We start from the raw sequence: 16,283 nt of genomic DNA on the forward strand, positions 1-16,283 counted from the left end.
CCTATTTTTGATCTCTACTTTTAGGGTTGTGCATGACCGACAAAACCCAGCAACAGACTTCCCGCATCAAGGAACTGATCGCCCGCGGTAAAGAGCAGGGCTATCTGACCTACGCAGAAGTAAACGACCACCTGCCGGAGGACATCTCCGATCCGGATCAGGTGGAAGACATCATCGGCATGATCAACGACATGGGCATCAAGGTGTTCGAACAGGCACCCGATGCCGAAGAACTGTTGATGGCCGAGGGCGATAGCTCTGCCGATGAAATTGCCGCCGCCGAAGCCGCCGCCGCCCTGGCCGCGGTGGAATCCGACGTGGGCCGCACCACCGATCCGGTACGCATGTATATGCGCGAAATGGGCACTGTAGAGCTGCTCACGCGCGAGGGCGAAATCGCCATTGCCAAACGTATCGAAGAGGGCCTGCGCGAACTGATGGCGGCCCTGGCCTACTGGCCGGGCGCCGTGCAGCGGATTGTCGACGAATACGAGTTGATCCAGAAGGAAGAGCGCCGCATCCCCGACGTGATCGCCGGCTGGCTCGACCCGGCCGACGAAGTGCCCCCGGGCGCGCAGACCGGCCAGGCGGCCCCCGCCAGCACCAGCAGCAATGACAGCGATAACGACAGCGATTCCGACGACGATGACGACGATTCCTCCCAGGAAGAAGAGGAAAACACCGGCGGCATCGACCCGGAGGAGCTGGCCGAACGCATGAACCGCCTGGTCGCCGCGCAGAAGAAAGCCGATGCCGCGATCAAGAAGCACGGCCGCGACTCCAAGCAGGCCGGCGAGGCGCTGGAAGCCGTGGGCGAGGTATTCCGCTACTTCAAGCTGGCCCCGCGCCAGTTCGAGCCGCTGTACCTCGAGGTTCGCAGCATTCTCGACGAAGTGCGCGCACAGGAACGCATGGTGATGAACCTGTGCATCCGCCGCGCTCGGATGCCGCGCAAGACCTTCATCAAGGAGTTCCCGGGCAACGAGACCAACGAGGAATGGATCCCCGGTATCGTCAAGAAGAAGCGCGATTACTCCGACAACCTGCGCCAGGTGGCCGAAGACATCATTCGCAGCCAGCGCAAGCTGGCCCAGTGCCAGGAGCGCGCCGGCCTGGAGATCGGCCAGATCAAGGAGATCAACCGCCGCATGTCCATCGGCGAGGCCCGCTCCCGCCGCGCCAAGAAAGAGATGGTCGAGGCCAACCTGCGCCTGGTGATCTCCATCGCCAAGAAGTACACCAACCGCGGCCTGCAGTTCCTGGACCTGATCCAGGAGGGCAACATCGGCCTGATGAAGGCGGTGGACAAGTTCGAATACCGCCGCGGCTACAAGTTCTCCACTTACGCCACCTGGTGGATTCGCCAGGCCATTACCCGCTCCATTGCAGACCAGGCGCGCACCATCCGTATCCCGGTGCATATGATCGAGACCATCAACAAGCTCAATCGTATCAGCCGCCAGATGCTGCAGGAGATGGGCCGCGAACCCACCCCGGAAGAGCTGGGCGAGCGCATGGAAATGCCGGAAGACAAGGTGCGCAAGGTACTCAAGATCGCCAAGGAACCGATCTCCATGGAGACGCCCATCGGCGACGACGAGGACTCGCACCTGGGCGATTTCATCGAGGACCAGAACCAGGACTCGCCGGTGGACACCGCCACCCAGACCGGCCTGCACGACGCCACCCGCTCAGTGCTCTCCGGCCTGACCGCGCGCGAGGCCAAGGTGCTGCGCATGCGTTTCGGCATCGACATGAACACCGACCATACACTGGAAGAGGTGGGCAAGCAGTTCGATGTGACCCGCGAGCGCATTCGCCAGATAGAGGCCAAGGCGCTGCGCAAACTGCGCCACCCGTCGCGCTCGGAGCACCTCCGCAGCTTCCTCGACGAAGGCTAAGCGCTATACTGAAGCCCGGCAACGCCGGGCTTTTTTATGTTACCCCCGGATGACAGTAACCATAGGCTGCGCCCTGCGCACCAGAGGCAATGCGCCGCAAGAAAAGCACCATGCAGGAAGAATTCGTCAACAAACCCGGCAAGACCGGGATCCCCCGCCTGATCGACGCCACCAGCTACTCACGCCAGGGCCTGATCGCCACCTGGCGCAACGAGGCCGCCTTCCGCCAGGAAGTAACGCTGGCCATATTCCTGATCCCGCTGGCCCTGTGGCTCGGCCAGAGCGGCATCGAGCGGGCAATCCTGATCGGCGTCACCCTGCTGGTGATGATCGTCGAACTGCTCAACAGCGCCGTCGAAGCCGCCATCGACCGTATCGGCCCGGAAAAACACCCGCTATCCAAAATCGCCAAGGACACCGGCTCCGCCGCAGTCTCCATCTCATTGCTGATGTGGCTGCTGACCTGGGGCTGCATACTGATCCCCCGCTGGATCGGCTGATACCCGTCCCCCGGATAAAAACAGCGCGCCGCGGGAATAAACACCGCACCCGCATTTTGATGACCACATTCATTTCGCGCCATTGATGCCGCAATCCGCTAGCGTCCCCCTGCCGCTCGGCTAGACTTTTTCCACCCGAAATAGAAGCACCGATAAGCCAGGGAAAGGTTTATGCCAGAGTTACGCGCAGGACGCGCGCGCATCTGCAGTGCCAACCTGCTGTTAGCCGCCGCCTTTTCCAGCCCCCAGCCATTGCTCGCGGCCTGCAGCGAAAACTTCCCCGCAGATGGCGCCACAGTCTCCTGCAGCGGCACGGATCCCGTCGGTATCCGCGGCACATCCGCCCTCGGAGTCAGTGTATTGATCCACAGCGGGGCCAGCATCGACACCGTCGACGTCCCGGCCATCGAACTGGGCGCCGGCGCCTTTATCGAAAACCGCGGCACACTGGATTCCGGTGGCGGCTATACACTGCGGCTCTCCGACGGCGACGACGAGCTGGTGAACAACGGCAGCATTGCCGGCGGTGTCCACCTCGGCGACGGCGACAATCGCGTGGCGCTGAACGGCGGCCATATCGAACGCGTATTGCTGGGCGGCCGACACGGCGACACACTGGTCTGGAATGGCGGCAGCGTCGGCGACAGCATACTGCTCGGCACCGGCGACGACAGCGCCACCCTGAACGGCGGCGCCGCACCGGCCGACACCATGCTGAACGGCGGCTTCGGCCACGACCGCCTGCTGCTGTCGAATCAATCACTGCAGGGGGCCAAACTCTACGGCTGGGAACACATCCGCCTGAGCGACGACTCGGCGTTCACAATCGATGCGCCCCTGTCCCTAGGCGACAGCGATGCCCTGCCCTCCCGCCTCACCATCGACGCCGGCAGCCGGCTGCTGATTCCGGAGTTCACCACCAGCATCACCGCCGTCGCCGGCGGCGCCCTGGCGATCGAGAATCACGGCAGCATCGACCTGCGCGGCGAAACCGAAAACGAACTGCGCATCGCCGGCGACTACACCGGCACCGGCGGGCTCTACCTGGACGCCATTGTCGGCGGCGACGACAGCCAGGCCGACCGGCTGCTGATCGACGGCGGCCACGCCAGTGGCAGCACCCGCGTACATATCAACAAACTCGGCGGCCGCGGCGGCAGGACGGATACAGGTATCCTCGTCATCGAGGCCATCAACGGCGGCAGCACCGGTGCCGGCGCATTCCATATGCCCGAACCAATATCCGCCGGCCCCTACGAGTATTACCTGTTCCGCGGCGGGGAGAGCGCCGACGAGGCAGACAACTGGTACCTGCGCAACAACCTGCTGCCCGGCAGCGCGCCGCCGTCAACCCAGCCGACCACACCGGCCATATACGCCCGTGGCGGCGTACCGGCAGACGCCGGGAACGAGATCCACCGCGGCCCCCCGGTTCCACTGTACCGCCCGGAAGTGCCGCTCTACGCGCAGATAAAAAGCCTCGCCCAGCAGACGTCGCTACAGCAGATCAGCAGCTTCCAGCAGCGGCGCGGTGAACAGCGCAACTGGAGCTCGGGACAGGCCAGCGGCGGCCTGCGGCTCTACCACCGCGACACACGGCTGGCCTGGGACGGCGATGTGCACAGCGCGTTCGACGGGCGCATGAGTGGCCTGCAACTGAACGGCAACCTCTATGCCGGCCCCAGTTGCCGGGGCGCACAGGAGCTGGGTCTGTTCGCCGGCAGCAGCTTTGTGCGCGGCGACGTGAGCGGATTCGCACGCGGCAGCGAGCACTACCGCGCCGGTGAAAACCAGCTGGACAGCTACTACTTCGGCGCCTATTTCAGCGACTACCGGCGGGACAACAGCTATCTCGATATCCTGGTGAAACTGGGCTATGTCATGGCGGAGAGCCGCTCCTATCGGGGCCTCTCCAGCGACACTCGCGGCCCGCAGCTGACCCTGTCCGCCGAGCGGGGATTCGCACTGCCCCTGGGCGAACACTTCAACCTCGAACCCCAGCTGCAGGCGGTCGTCAATTACACCAACCTCAGCGCCTACCGCGACGGCATCTCCACCGTGGAGCCGGACATGACCCCCGAGGTCAGCTTCCGCGCCGGCCTGCGCGCCTACAACACCCGCGGCGACAACCAGTACTACCTGTTCGGCAGCCTCTGGCACACCCTGGACGGCAACGACGAGCTGCGCTTCGACGGCGGCACCTGGCTGGAAAACCGGCGCGGCGCCACCTGGCTGGAAGCCGGCGCCGGCCTGGTGCTGCTGGACACCGGCCCCGGCAACCTCTTCTTCAACCTCAGCTACCAGCAGTCCGCCGACGACCTCGACTGGCGCGGCGGCAGCGCCAACCTGGGCTTCGACCTGAACTGGTAGCAGACCCCACGCCGTGGGAAACCGTTGATTCCCAAGGGGAAATCGGGTACTTTGCGCTACCGCCTGCGGCCTCCCGCAGGCGCCTGTCTTTGGGGGCCCTTAGCTCAGTTGGTTAGAGCATCCGACTCATAATCGGCAGGTCCTGGGTTCAAGTCCCGGAGGGCCCACCATTTTCTTATTCTCCAAAGCATGTACCTCACTGCGCTTTCCACCCGTACTTAATCCGCGCAAAAAACTGTCAACGGAAGTACATAACTCAAGTTTCAGGGTTCACAGTCATTGGCAGGGCGTAGCCTGGATGGAGACGCGCAGCGTCGGAATCCGGGGTTGTGGTGCCGGGCCGAACCCTGTCCCGGATTCCGCTGCGCTGCATCCGGGCTACGGCTATCGATCCACTCCGCAACTTGAACGGCATGGTGCTGGCATCTCTAGCCGCCCTCCACTGTATCAGCGGTTTGCCGCCCGCTCCCGCACCGCATCAAAATCCCAGTCCACCAGCAGTTCGCCGTTGCGGAACACTTTCACCAGGGCATTGCGCCGGTCACCCAGTTCGTCTTCGCGTACAGTCCGGTAACCCTGTGGCCCCTCGACAAGTGCCAGGCGGCCGCGCTTGGAGCGTTTGCCGGGGTCGGTAGCGGGATCCTTGTAGATGTCGCGCCATTCGCCGTCGATACGGATTGCCGAGGCTTTCATGGCAAACTTCTGGGTGTCGCGGTTGATCTTCTGCAGCAGCTCGCCGCCCATGCCGAACGTCACGTTGTCGGCACTCAACCCCCGTTTTTTCATCGCCTCGAGAATGGCTTCGATGGAGCGGGCACAGATGCCGTCGCCCTGGATCAGGCGGATACAGGTGGGCAGGACGCGGTAGCCCCTGGTGTTGGTTTCATAGCCGAAGCGGGTCATCAGGCGCTCGATGGCTTCCGGGACAATTTCGGTGGGCTCGCCGGAGTCCGGGCGCACCACCAGGGTTCCGCCGAACTGCTGTACCTGCTCCCGGAGTTCCCCGCCCCAGAGGTTGTCGATGGCATTCCAGAAATCATAGGAATCGCTGACCACAGCCACCGGGCAACCTTCGCCGCCGAACTGCTGGATCATGTTGGCGTAGGCGGCGGCCTCGCCATCGCGGCCCCAGCTGGTAATCGTGCTGTGCTCGGCCGCGGGGATTGAGAAGCCGGCCATGTCGGCGCTGTAGTAACGGCGTGCAGCCATGATGCCGGACAGGGTGTCGGTTCCCATGAAGTTCACCAGGTGCGCAGCCCCGCCCAGTGCGGCGGCCTCCTCGGCGCTGGCACCGCGGGCGCCGAAGTCGTGGAGCTTGAACGGCAATCCCTCGAGATTGTCCGCCGTCTCTTCCATATAGCGGGCAATGATATTGCGGCAGGCGCGGGAAACCGTGGCCACCGTGGTGGGATACCACACGGCCCTCAGCAGTGCGGTTTCGATATAGCTGGTCAGCCAGGCGCATTTCGGGTCGGTGTTGATCACCTGCACCATGACATTCCCGGTCGGCAGGACAGTGCCTTCGGGCGCGGCTTCAATCTCGAGCGGCAGATAACCTTGGTACTCGTTGAGAATATACTCCCAGCCCTCCCGGTTGAACGGCACCCCGTGCGCCCCGCAGACGGCCTCGGCCTCATCGATATCCGCGCGGCTGATCGGGCGGCTCAGGTAAGCCTTGAGGAATGCCTGCAGACCGAAGAAAACGGTCTCGGGGTAAACGCCCCCACGGGATTCAATGTAGCTGGAAACATATTCGGCGCCCTGCGGGTACTGGGCGAAGTGGGACATTTTGTAGGAATCGGTATTGAGAACCAGGTTGCGCATGACGGAGTTCCTCCTGTCGGTAATTGTCGGCGCCGGTCTATCCAGCACTGTTCGCAGCGATCCGCTGCCCCGCTCCGGCGCTTGCCGCCGTCCCGGTGAACATATATTGGCCCAAAGCCACTATATCGTCAACAACTTTTTGATGCCCGAAATCCGGGGTTCAGTAACCGGGCAAGGCCGGTAGGGGAAGCACCGCGCGGGCGGGCGGATGCGCGATCGCCGCGCGACCGGGATCAACCCAGATCGACGCTGTCAGTCACACAGCGTATGCCGTTCACCCGGCAGGCACTGGCAGCCAGGTCGGAATAAATCGCCGGCGACGCGGAGAAGCCGACATCCACCGATACCCGGCTGCCGTCGCTGTCCAGCCGCTCGGCGCGAAAATACTGTGCGCCCCCACTGGCAACCGCCGCCATCCCTGCGGAAACCGGCGCGCCCCAGCGGGTAACCTGGAATTTATCCGCTTCGAGCCAGCGCACCACGCTATCGATCAGCTCCGGATCGTACGGCAGCAACAGGTCCACATCGGAGGGTTCCACACTCGCGCCCGCCAGCCAGCGGGCGAAACTGCCGATCACCAGTATCTGCGGGAAAGCACGCTGCAGCTCCCGCGCTGTCACCAGCGATGCTTCGAGATCGCAGGGCTTGGGTCCGTGCCGGGCAATCAACACATATTCATGGGCGCGATTGCTCAACGGCGATGCCGCCTCGTCATCGAGTCTGTCGTACACGATGATTCTGTCTTCGACAAAATCAAACCGCGCCATCATCAGTTTGGCCACATCCCACGCCTGCGGAATAAACTGTTCACCGAGGCGAATGTTTTCGACCGCAACTATGAGATAGCCACCGGGCCTGAGAGCAGTCTTCAATGCGATGAATGTGGTGCGGACTTTTTCCAGATAGGCGCCATAGTTGCCCGCCCGGTAGAGCTGGTCGTCACACTCACTTTCAAAGCCGCAGCCGAAATACGGCATGCTGGTCAGCACCAGATCCACCGGCTCGAGGGTTGCGGCCAGTGCCTCACTGTCGCCCAGCAGCAGGGTCGCCCGCTCCATACCCAGTGCGTCCAGGCGCTCGCGAGCAAGGCGGTGGCGGTTCTCTTCAATTTCGATCCCCACGCCCCGGCGCCCCTCCAGAGAGGCGGCGACCAGGGTGGAGCCAAACCCGGCAAAAGGGTCCAGCACCCGGTCCCCGGGTTTGGTGAACTCGCGGATATAGGGCCGCATCTGTTCGACCCAGCCACAATCCCGGGCCCCGAAAGGGTCAGCCTCGGCCAGGGCCGACGGCAGGGTATATGCCGCCGCCCTGGAATGAAGATGCATCCAGCTATTCGCCACGATCAGGTCCCTCCCCGGCGGCTGAGAACAGAATATGCCGTTCCGGGTTCCAGTCTGCGCACAGGTTGCCATTGGCATGGAAAACCAGTTTGAAGACACGTCCGGAATCGTGCTTTTCGTGCAATACGGTGTAGTCCGAGGCCTCGAACGTGATGCGCAGCCCGCTGTCCTCGACCACCAGATTCGAAAAATAGTAGCCACGGGTGGACTGTTTCAGTTCCGGCCGCGCAGCGCCCTTCCGCTCCAGGAATTCCAGCATCAGGTGCGCGACGGAGACCCGCGCGGCATCGATATAGCGAAAGGTGGCATTTGCCCGGTAGCGGCGATCCAGCGCCGACAGCTCGCGAAAAATGACATGCTTCACCCCCAGCGAACGCGCCCAGGCCAGATAGCGCAACATCTCACCCAGGCTGTCCACACCGCCGGCCTGGACGATACAGACCAGCCTGGTTTCGGTAATGTCGTTGAGGTGGTCGACACAGCTGGCGAATGCCCCGTTGTCGGCGGCGAGGCTGGAGGAGCGGAAGCGCATGATTTCCTGGTTCGTGTATTCGTCATGGTGATGCCGCGACAGTTCGATCCAGCTGAAGCCGAAGTCCGCCATGGCCCGCTTCAAGAGAGGGTCGCTCCCGAGAGCCAGCAGCCCGGACGCGTTGCTGTACAGCACCCGGTTCTCCACCGGATTACCACGCGTATGGGTTGCCAGTGTCTGCAGTAGCTGCAGAAACCAGCTGCGGTCGTCTGTCATTTCCAGCCCGGACAGGGAGTAGGACAACGGCAGGCCGCGCAGTTCATCCAGCGCCCGCTGCAGTTGCAGGAAATAACTGCCGGCGGGGCGAAGCAGGCTGGCGTGCCGGCCCGCGCCTTTTTCCCGCAGGTTTTCGGAGCAGAAACGGCAACGGCCGGAACAGGGCCGCACCGATGCATAGGGTGTAAAGGTGACGGGCTGAACCACCTGCCACGACCTGCCGCCAATCGTGTGCCGGCGCCAGCGCGACGGCTCCCCCTGCGGTTCGCGCAGCACAACGGTCTGTACCGCATCCCAATAACGGCTGACGGCGCTTTCCAGATCCATAGGACTCCCTGCCGCCAGCCGTTAACGGCCGGCAGCCCACAACAATGTGACTACACCAGGCCGAGGATGTCCTGGATGATGAAATAGTGATCCTCAAACAACATGCCGGGGTTCAGTTCCGCCAGCGGCACCCAGCGTGCCTGCCGGGCGTCGTCTCCCCCTTTCACTTTCGGCAGGTCCGCATTCGGCGCCAGCTCCATGTAGAACGCATGGGTGATGGTGCGACCGCGTGCGGAACGGTAGGGATCGTCGTAGACGGCCTGGCGGCGGATGGAGCCCTTCAGCACCGGCGCGGGGACTTTCACACGGGTTTCCTCGCGCAGTTCGCGCAGGCAGGCATCGAGCAATCGCTCTCCCTGGTCCACAAATCCGCCGGGCAGGGCCCACAGCCCCTTGCCGGGACTGGCCCGCCTCTCCACCATCAGCACATGGCCGGACTGCACCACCACCGCGTCCACCGTCACGAACGTGGGCGCATAAGGCGCATGGCTCCAGGCCTCGCGGTATTTGCTGACGAATGCGATTTCGTCCCGCACCTGAACGAAACCGGGATCATCGTTCCTGAAAGCGTCCAGGTAATCCGCCACCGGCCGGGGCAGGGCCTCCGCTGCCACCATGGTCTGCAGCACCGTTTCCGGCTCTTCCGTGAAGTAGCGCTCCCTGATCGGCGTCGCACTGATTTCTCTGTGGTTCTCCACCCCGACACTTTCCCATTGTGGAAACAGGTTCAGGTAAAACCCGGTGTGATCCTTGCGGTGGCCGATCAATGCGATCCTCGGCTTGCGGTGGGGCGTGGTGTGGTGGGCGGTAACCATGCCCGATACGGTCGACTGCACATTGCGCACCCAGGCTTCATCGTTATACGGCACATCCATCAATGGCAGGCACAACAGCCGCCGGTTGTCTTCCGCGGAGAGGCAGGCCCGCACCATCTGTTCCCGCTCCCGATGGAACCAGGGGTTGCGGGGATTGCGCGCTTGCCAGGAGGAGCCGATCAGCAGGATCAGCCGGTCGGCCTTTTCCAGGCCGGTCCGCACGACCTGCAGGTGCCCGGAGTGAAAGGGTTGGAAGCGGCCGATAAAGACCGCGAAATCGAATTCGCGTTGCATACAGCAAGCTCCTTGCCGTGAGTGGGGTTGGCGGGTCTGTCCCGCGTCCGGTTGCGCCGGATGGCTGCCGGGCCTATTATTGGCTAACAGCCACTATATAGCAAGCCGCCATGAGTCGAGAAATCACCGAAGCCCGGTTCCTGAAGCAATACGACCCGAAGGATTACGACAGCCCGCTGGTGACGGTGGATATTGCATTGTTCACACTGCATGAATCGACCCTGCAGGTCCTGCTGGTGGAGCGCGGCGAGCATCCGCACAAGGGGCGTTGGGCCCTGCCCGGCGGATTTATCGATCTGCAGGCAGACGCCGAGCTGCATGACACTGCCCAACGCAAGCTGCGACAGAAAACCGGTGTCGATGTGCCACTGCTGGAACAGGTCGGCACGGTCGGCAACGCGCAGAGGGATCCCCGGGGCTGGTCGGTCACCGCGCTCTACATGGCCCTGGTTCCACACGCGCCCACGGCAGAGTTTATCGACAGCGTCACGGATGCCCGCTGGTGGCCGATTGACGAAGTCGGCAAGCTGCGGCTGGCTTTCGATCACGCGGAGCTGGTCGACCTGGCGCGCGAACGGCTGAAAAGCAAAACCGCCTACACGGTTCTGCCGGTGCATGTACTCAGGCAGCCGTTCTCACTGACGCAGCTTCAACGGGCCTTTGAACTGTTGATGGATGCCACGCTGGAAAAGAAATCGTTCAGGCGGCGCATTCTCAATGCCGGGGTACTGGAGGAGGCCGGCGAAGGGGTACCGGAAGGGGGGCGCGGCCGCCCCACCGTGCTCTACCGCCCGGCGAAAAATTCTGGGCAATATCTGTTTACACGGGTTTTCGGTTGAGCCGTATCACCGTGTCCCACCGTTATTACTCAAGTTTCCGGGTTCGGATTGGGGCGCCGGGTGGCGTGCCAGTTTTCAAGATTTCTCGAGTCCGAAACTTGAGTTATTACAGCCCCCCGTGATCACACAAGGGAGAACAACACATGGACACACTGAAAGACAGGTTCGCCGGCGCCCTGCTGGGCCTCGCCTGCGGCGATGCGGTTGGCACGACGCTGGAGTTTGCCCCCAGGGGCAGCTTCCGCCCCATCACCGACATGGTCGGCGGCGGCCCCTTCAGGTTGAAACCCGGGCAGTGGACGGATGACACCTCCATGGCGCTCTGCCTGGCAGAGAGCCTCGTCGAGAAAGGGACCTTCGATCCGGCCGACCAGATGACCCGCTACCTCAACTGGTGGCACTGGGGTTACTTCAGTGCCACCGGCACCTGTTTCGATATCGGCAATACCGTCAGGGCCGCGCTGACCCGATTCCGGGAAACCGGCGATCCCTATTCCGGCTCCCGCGATCCCCGGACTGCCGGCAATGGCTCCCTGATGCGGCTCGCACCCGTGGTGCTGTTCGCCCATACCTCACCCGGCGAACTGCAGACTCTGGCCGCGGACAGCTCGCGCACCACACACGGCGCCGGCGAAGCCATCGAAAGCTGCCAGCTCTTTGCCCAACTGATTCACCGCGCCCTGAGCGGGCACCGGAAAGCGGCCCTGTTGAGCGGGATTTCCGGCGAATGGCGGCAAGACAGTATCAGGCAACTCGCCGCGGGCGGCTTTACCGAAAAGCCCTCTTCTGACCTCCGTGGCTCCGGTTACTGCGTCGAGTCACTGGAAGCCGCACTCTGGTGCTTCTTCAATACCGGATCCTACCCGGAAGCGGTATTGGCCGCGGCCAACCTCGGCGACGATGCCGACACCACCGCGGCGATTTGCGGCCAACTGGCGGGCGCCTTCTACGGCGCCGCGGCCATCCCTGCCCGCTGGCTGGAAAAGCTGGCCATGCGCGAGGATATCGAGACACTGGCGAGCCGACTTTACCAGCGCGCCACCGCCGGCCAGCCCGGTTCCACCGAAGTGGCGCCAAAAGGATAAGGATAAGGCGCGCCGCTTGTCAGGCTGGGATCGCAGCATCGCGGCCACTGGGGCGGCGACGTTCCAGCCGCTTCCACACCTTCTCGTGGAAGTAAAAGGCCACGGTGTTACACAGCGGTTCCACCAGCGCGAGGGCGCTGCCGACCAGGATATCGCCGGTCATCACGAAACCGACACCGAAGGCGACCGTCATATGGACGATGGCAAAGCTGATTGTCTTGAGCATGATACGTCCTGCCCTGTTGGAAGTTACGGGCAATTATTGCGAACAATTCTCATTTTCAGAAATTAAATAAACTCTTTACTCCCATAGCCTGACGCAATCAATCCCCGCCTTCGTTCGCCACGCTCCTGACTTTTGGGTCACCCCGCATGATGCCTGACGGGGGCGCAGAACAACTCTTGTCTATTCTGATTGGAACCAGAACCAGAATTCGCCCATTTCAGCCCCAACCGGATCTCAGGAGTGCAGGATGCACGAATCCAAGTCATCGGCAGGCTCTTCCAAGGCATCGGAGGAAGAGGCCCGGATCAAGCCCCTGGTGTTCTACGGCTCGATTATTGGTATTGCGCTGTTTTCACTCTGGGCGATGTTTTTCACCGATGCGGCCGGCAGCCTGATCAACAGCGTACTGGCCTGGATCTCGTCGGGTTTCGGCTGGTTCTATTTCCTGGCCGTGGTCGCCTACCTGGTCTTCGTGATCGTGGTCGCGATCTCCAAATACGGCGATATCAAGCTCGGCCCGGACCACGCGGAACCGGAGTTCAACGTGGTCACCTGGGCCGCGATGCTGTTCAGTGCCGGTATCGGTATCGATCTCATTTTCTACTGTATCGTCGAACCGCTGACACAGTTCATGGCGCCACCGGTCGGCGAGGGCGGCTCCGTGGAGGCGGCGCGCCACGCGATGGAGCTGACCTTCCTGCACTGGGGCCTGTCCGGCTGGGGGGTCTATACACTGGTGGGCATGGCCCTGGCTTTCTTCAGCTACCGCCACGGCCTGCCACTGACGATCCGCTCCTCGCTGTATGCACTGTTCGGCAAACGCATCAACGGCTCGCTCGGCAACGCAGTGGATATCGCCGCGGTGCTGGGTACGGTTTTCGGTGTGGCCACCAGCCTCGGCATCGGCATCATCCAGCTGAACTTCGGCCTCAAATATATGTTCGGGGTACCGGAAGGCACCCTGACCCAGGCGATACTGGCGATATTTATCGTGGTCTTCTCGGCGATATCCGCCGCTACCGGTGTGGAGCGCGGCATCCGGCGGCTGTCGGAATTCAATATGCTGCTGGCGGTGCTACTGATGCTGTTCGTGCTGGTCACTGGCAAGACGCGTTTCCTGCTCGATGCCTTTGTCACCAACCTGGGCGACTACCTGCAGAACTTTATCCAGCTCTCATTCAACACCTATCCGTTCGATCCCCCCACCGACTGGCTGAATGCCTGGACGCTGTTTTTCTGGGCCTGGTGGATTGCCTGGGGGCCGTTCGTGGGAATGTTCCTCGCGCGGATTTCCCGCGGCCGCACCATCCGTTCGTTTGTCACCGGCACGCTGATCCTGCCGTTTACCTTCATGGCTGCATGGATGGGGATCATGGGCAATTCCGCCATCGACATGGTGATGGGGGGAGCGGTGGAATTCGGCCAGGCGGCGGTGCAGAACCCCGGCTCGGCCATCTACAAATTCCTCGAGCAGATGCCCTGGACCTGGATGACCACCATTGTGGTCACCATCCTGTCCATCGTCTTCTTCGTGACCTCCGGCGACTCCGGCTCACTGGTACTTTCCAACCTGACCTGCCGTATCGACGACCCGAACCACGATGCGCCGCCGTGGATGCGTATCGTCTGGGCGGCCATCATCGGCGTGATCACCGTGGCGCTGTTGATGACCGGCGGCCTGTCGGCCCTGCAGGGCGCCGTGGTGATCATGGGGCTGCCGTTCACTTTCGTGTTGATCCTGATGATGCTGAGCATGTTGCGCGCGCTGCGCCTGGAGGGCCTGAAAACGGCCAGTATGCAGGATGCCCTGTCCGGCCACTTGTCCGGCCGCATGTCCCGCGAGGGCGCCAGCAACTGGACGCGACGGCTGTCCCGCGCGATCAGCTTCCCGACCTTCAAGCAGGTTGAGCAGTTTATCGAGCGCACGGTGCGGCCCGCGTTCGAAGATGTCCGCAAGAAGCTCGAGGAAGGGGGTTACCCGGTGCAGATCAACGGTGACAGCGGCGACCAGTTGCACCTGTCGCTGGACGTCGACCTGGGCGGCGAAGTGGACTTCAGCTACCAGGTCTGGCCGCGCCAGTGCAGCATGCCCGCGTTCACACTGCTGGCAGAGAAACCCCGCTCCAGTTACTACCGGCTGGAACCGCACCTGCGCGAGGGCGGCCTCACCTACGACCTGATGGGCTATAGCCGCGAGCAGGTCATCGGCGATATCGTCGACCACTTTGAGGCGCACCTGCAGTACCTGCATATGCGGCGCGAACTGAGCTCGCGCACGCCGGGTGAAGAGGGGCAACCGGGAGCAAGCTGATGAGCACGGAACAGTTCGACCAGACCTACGATTACATCATCGTCGGCGCCGGTTCCGCCGGTGCGGTGCTGGCCCACCGCCTGACCGACGACACCAAGTACAATGTGCTGTTGCTGGAATTTGGCGGCCGCGATAACTCCATCTTTATCAAGATGCCATCCGCGTTTTCCATTCCGTTGAATATGCCGAAGTACGATTGGGGTTTTCATACCGAGCCGGAACCGGGCCTGCACGGACGGCGCATTCACCAGGCCCGCGGCAAAGTAATCGGCGGCTCTTCATCGATCAATGGCATGGCCTATGTGCGCGGTTGTGCCGGCGACTTCGATGAGTGGGTGGAGCACGGCGCAACCGGCTGGGGCTACGCCGATGTACTGCCCTATTTCCGGCGCTCGGAAAACTGTGTCTACGGCGGCGACGACTACCGCGGAGCCGATGGACCGACCACGACCTGCAACGGCAACAATATGAAAAACCCGCTCTACCGCGCCTTTATCGAGGCCGGTAAACAGGCGGGCTACGGTTACACCGAGGACTACAACGGCTTCCGCCAGGAGGGCTTCGGGCGTATGGATATGACGGTGCGCGACGGCGTGCGCTGTTCCACCGCCCTGGCCTACCTGAAACCCGCGCACCTGCGTCAGAACCTGGATCTGAAAATGCACGCGCTGACCACGCGTGTGATCATGGAAGGCAAAAAAGCCGTGGGCGTCGAGTATCGGCAGCATGGCAAAACCTTCCGCGCCAGGGCCAACAAGGAGGTGATCCTGTCGGCCAGCGCCTTTAACTCGCCCAAGTTGCTGATGCTGTCCGGTATCGGCCCGGCGGAACACCTGCAGGCACGCGGCATCCAGGTGGTGCATAACCTGCCCGGAGTGGGCCAGAACCTGCACGATCACCTGGAGTGCTGGGTGCAACAGGAGTGCACGCAAAAAATCACCCTGAATGGCTGGCTGGGGCCGCTGGGGAAAGCCTGGATCGGTATCAACTGGCTGCTGTTCAAACGCGGCCTGGGCGCCTCCAACCAGTTCGAGTCCAACGGCTATATCCGCAGCCGCGCCGGGCTGAGATATCCGGATATCCAGTATCACTTCCTGGCCGGTGCCATCGCCTACGACGGTTCCAGTGCCGTCAAGGGCCATGGTTTCCAGGCGCACCTGGGCGCCAACAAACCGCTCAGTCGCGGCTGGGTGAAACTGAAGTCCGCCGACCCGGAAGATGCGCCGGAAATGGTGTTCAACTACCTGGCACACGAAGAGGACAAGCGCGCGTTCCGCGCGGGCCTGCATTTTACCCGCGAGATTTTTGCCCAGGCCGCCATGGATCCCTACCGCGGCGCGGAGATATCACCGGGACCGGATGTGCAGAGTGACGACGAGATCGACAACTGGCTGGCGGAATCCTGCGAGACCGCCTACCACCCCTGTGGCAGCTGCCGCATGGGCACCGACGACATGGCGGTGGTGGATCCGGAATGCCGCGTGCACGGGGTGGAAAACCTGCGGGTAATCGACTCCTCCATCATGCCCACGGCCACCAACGGCAACCTGAATGCACCCACCATCATGATCGGAGAGAAAGGGGCGGATCACGTGCTGGGCAAAAAAATGCTGGCCCCCTCAAGCGCAAAGGTAGGCGTAGCGGAAGAGTGGGAAAACACCCAGCGGGGAGGGAAACCGGAAAAGCCGCTGGAGTAATTTGCC

The 16,283-nt window shown here is 62.6% G+C and carries 12 protein-coding genes and 1 tRNA gene; 8 read left to right on the forward strand and 5 right to left on the reverse strand.

Annotated features, from left to right (window positions below; all coding sequences use genetic code 11):
- The first annotated feature begins 32 nt into the window (after positions 1-32).
- The 4 genes from rpoD (at position 33) to MWN76_RS11065 (ending at position 4,941) form a co-directional block, all read left to right on the forward strand.
- A complete protein-coding gene (rpoD, locus tag MWN76_RS11050; protein ID WP_250461476.1) occupies positions 33-1,901 on the forward strand; it encodes an RNA polymerase sigma factor RpoD in 1,869 nt (622 codons plus the stop codon).
- A gap of 110 nt (positions 1,902-2,011) precedes the next feature.
- Positions 2,012-2,401, forward strand: coding sequence for a diacylglycerol kinase (locus MWN76_RS11055; RefSeq protein WP_250461477.1), 390 nt, complete (start codon positions 2,012-2,014; stop codon positions 2,399-2,401).
- A gap of 171 nt (positions 2,402-2,572) precedes the next feature.
- Positions 2,573-4,771, forward strand: a complete 2,199-nt coding sequence (locus MWN76_RS11060; protein WP_250461478.1) for an autotransporter family protein — start codon at positions 2,573-2,575, stop codon at positions 4,769-4,771.
- Between the two features lie 93 nt (positions 4,772-4,864).
- Positions 4,865-4,941 (forward strand) — tRNA-Ile (locus MWN76_RS11065).
- Positions 4,942-5,218: 277 nt separating this feature from the next.
- On the opposite strand, the gene MWN76_RS11070 is transcribed toward MWN76_RS11065, so the two are convergent.
- From MWN76_RS11070 to MWN76_RS11085, 4 genes are all read right to left on the reverse strand, one after another.
- Positions 5,219-6,595: a nicotinate phosphoribosyltransferase gene (locus tag MWN76_RS11070; protein ID WP_250461479.1), complete on the reverse strand. Its 1,377-nt coding sequence runs from the start codon at positions 6,593-6,595 to the stop codon at positions 5,219-5,221.
- A 233-nt stretch (positions 6,596-6,828) separates the two neighbouring features.
- A complete protein-coding gene (locus tag MWN76_RS11075; protein ID WP_250461480.1) occupies positions 6,829-7,920 on the reverse strand; it encodes a TRM11 family SAM-dependent methyltransferase in 1,092 nt (363 codons plus the stop codon).
- A 4-nt stretch (positions 7,921-7,924) separates the two neighbouring features.
- Positions 7,925-9,010, reverse strand: coding sequence for a hypothetical protein (locus MWN76_RS11080; protein ID WP_250461481.1), 1,086 nt, complete (start codon positions 9,008-9,010; stop codon positions 7,925-7,927).
- 50 nt (positions 9,011-9,060) lie between these two features.
- On the reverse strand, positions 9,061-10,119 hold the full coding sequence (locus MWN76_RS11085; RefSeq protein WP_250461482.1) for a bifunctional nicotinamide-nucleotide adenylyltransferase/Nudix hydroxylase: 1,059 nt from the start codon (positions 10,117-10,119) through the stop codon (positions 9,061-9,063).
- Positions 10,120-10,229: 110 nt separating this feature from the next.
- Here MWN76_RS11085 and MWN76_RS11090 point away from each other — a divergent pair, with 110 nt between their 5' ends.
- Together MWN76_RS11090 and MWN76_RS11095 are read left to right on the forward strand one after the other, a co-directional pair.
- The gene (locus MWN76_RS11090) at positions 10,230-10,958 is read left to right on the forward strand and encodes an NrtR DNA-binding winged helix domain-containing protein (RefSeq protein ID WP_250461483.1); all 729 of its coding nucleotides are present in this window, start codon (positions 10,230-10,232) and stop codon (positions 10,956-10,958) included.
- Positions 10,959-11,101: 143 nt separating this feature from the next.
- Positions 11,102-12,043 carry an ADP-ribosylglycohydrolase family protein gene (locus MWN76_RS11095; RefSeq protein ID WP_250461484.1) on the forward strand — a complete coding sequence of 314 codons (942 nt, stop codon included), beginning with the start codon at positions 11,102-11,104 and terminating at the stop codon, positions 12,041-12,043.
- A gap of 19 nt (positions 12,044-12,062) precedes the next feature.
- Here the strand turns inward: MWN76_RS11095 and MWN76_RS11100 are convergent, their stop codons facing one another.
- A complete protein-coding gene (locus MWN76_RS11100) occupies positions 12,063-12,269 on the reverse strand; it encodes a DUF2061 domain-containing protein (protein WP_250461485.1) in 207 nt (68 codons plus the stop codon).
- Between the two features lie 247 nt (positions 12,270-12,516).
- Here MWN76_RS11100 and betT point away from each other — a divergent pair, with 247 nt between their 5' ends.
- Positions 12,517-14,580 (forward strand): choline BCCT transporter BetT, encoded by a 2,064-nt coding sequence (betT, locus tag MWN76_RS11105; protein WP_250461486.1) that lies wholly within the window; start codon positions 12,517-12,519, stop codon positions 14,578-14,580.
- On the forward strand, positions 14,580-16,277 hold the full coding sequence (gene betA, locus MWN76_RS11110) for a choline dehydrogenase (RefSeq protein WP_250461487.1): 1,698 nt from the start codon (positions 14,580-14,582) through the stop codon (positions 16,275-16,277). Before betT ends, betA begins: the two co-directional genes overlap by 1 nt.
- Positions 16,278-16,283: the final 6 nt, after the last annotated feature.

The sequence above is a fragment of the Microbulbifer litoralis genome (assembly GCF_023634065.1).
Classification (GTDB): Bacteria; Pseudomonadota; Gammaproteobacteria; order Pseudomonadales; family Cellvibrionaceae; genus Microbulbifer; species Microbulbifer litoralis.

Coding starts and splice junctions, on each gene's coding strand:
- rpoD (WP_250461476.1), top strand. CDS start 33: ATGACCGACAAAACCCAGCAACAGACTTCCCGCATCAAGGAACTGATC.
- MWN76_RS11055 (WP_250461477.1), top strand. CDS start 2,012: ATGCAGGAAGAATTCGTCAACAAACCCGGCAAGACCGGGATCCCCCGC.
- MWN76_RS11060 (WP_250461478.1), top strand. CDS start 2,573: ATGCCAGAGTTACGCGCAGGACGCGCGCGCATCTGCAGTGCCAACCTG.
- MWN76_RS11070 (WP_250461479.1), bottom strand. CDS start 6,595: ATGCGCAACCTGGTTCTCAATACCGATTCCTACAAAATGTCCCACTTC.
- MWN76_RS11075 (WP_250461480.1), bottom strand. CDS start 7,920: ATGCATCTTCATTCCAGGGCGGCGGCATATACCCTGCCGTCGGCCCTG.
- MWN76_RS11080 (WP_250461481.1), bottom strand. CDS start 9,010: ATGGATCTGGAAAGCGCCGTCAGCCGTTATTGGGATGCGGTACAGACC.
- MWN76_RS11085 (WP_250461482.1), bottom strand. CDS start 10,119: ATGCAACGCGAATTCGATTTCGCGGTCTTTATCGGCCGCTTCCAACCC.
- MWN76_RS11090 (WP_250461483.1), top strand. CDS start 10,230: ATGAGTCGAGAAATCACCGAAGCCCGGTTCCTGAAGCAATACGACCCG.
- MWN76_RS11095 (WP_250461484.1), top strand. CDS start 11,102: ATGGACACACTGAAAGACAGGTTCGCCGGCGCCCTGCTGGGCCTCGCC.
- MWN76_RS11100 (WP_250461485.1), bottom strand. CDS start 12,269: ATGCTCAAGACAATCAGCTTTGCCATCGTCCATATGACGGTCGCCTTC.
- betT (WP_250461486.1), top strand. CDS start 12,517: ATGCACGAATCCAAGTCATCGGCAGGCTCTTCCAAGGCATCGGAGGAA.
- betA (WP_250461487.1), top strand. CDS start 14,580: ATGAGCACGGAACAGTTCGACCAGACCTACGATTACATCATCGTCGGC.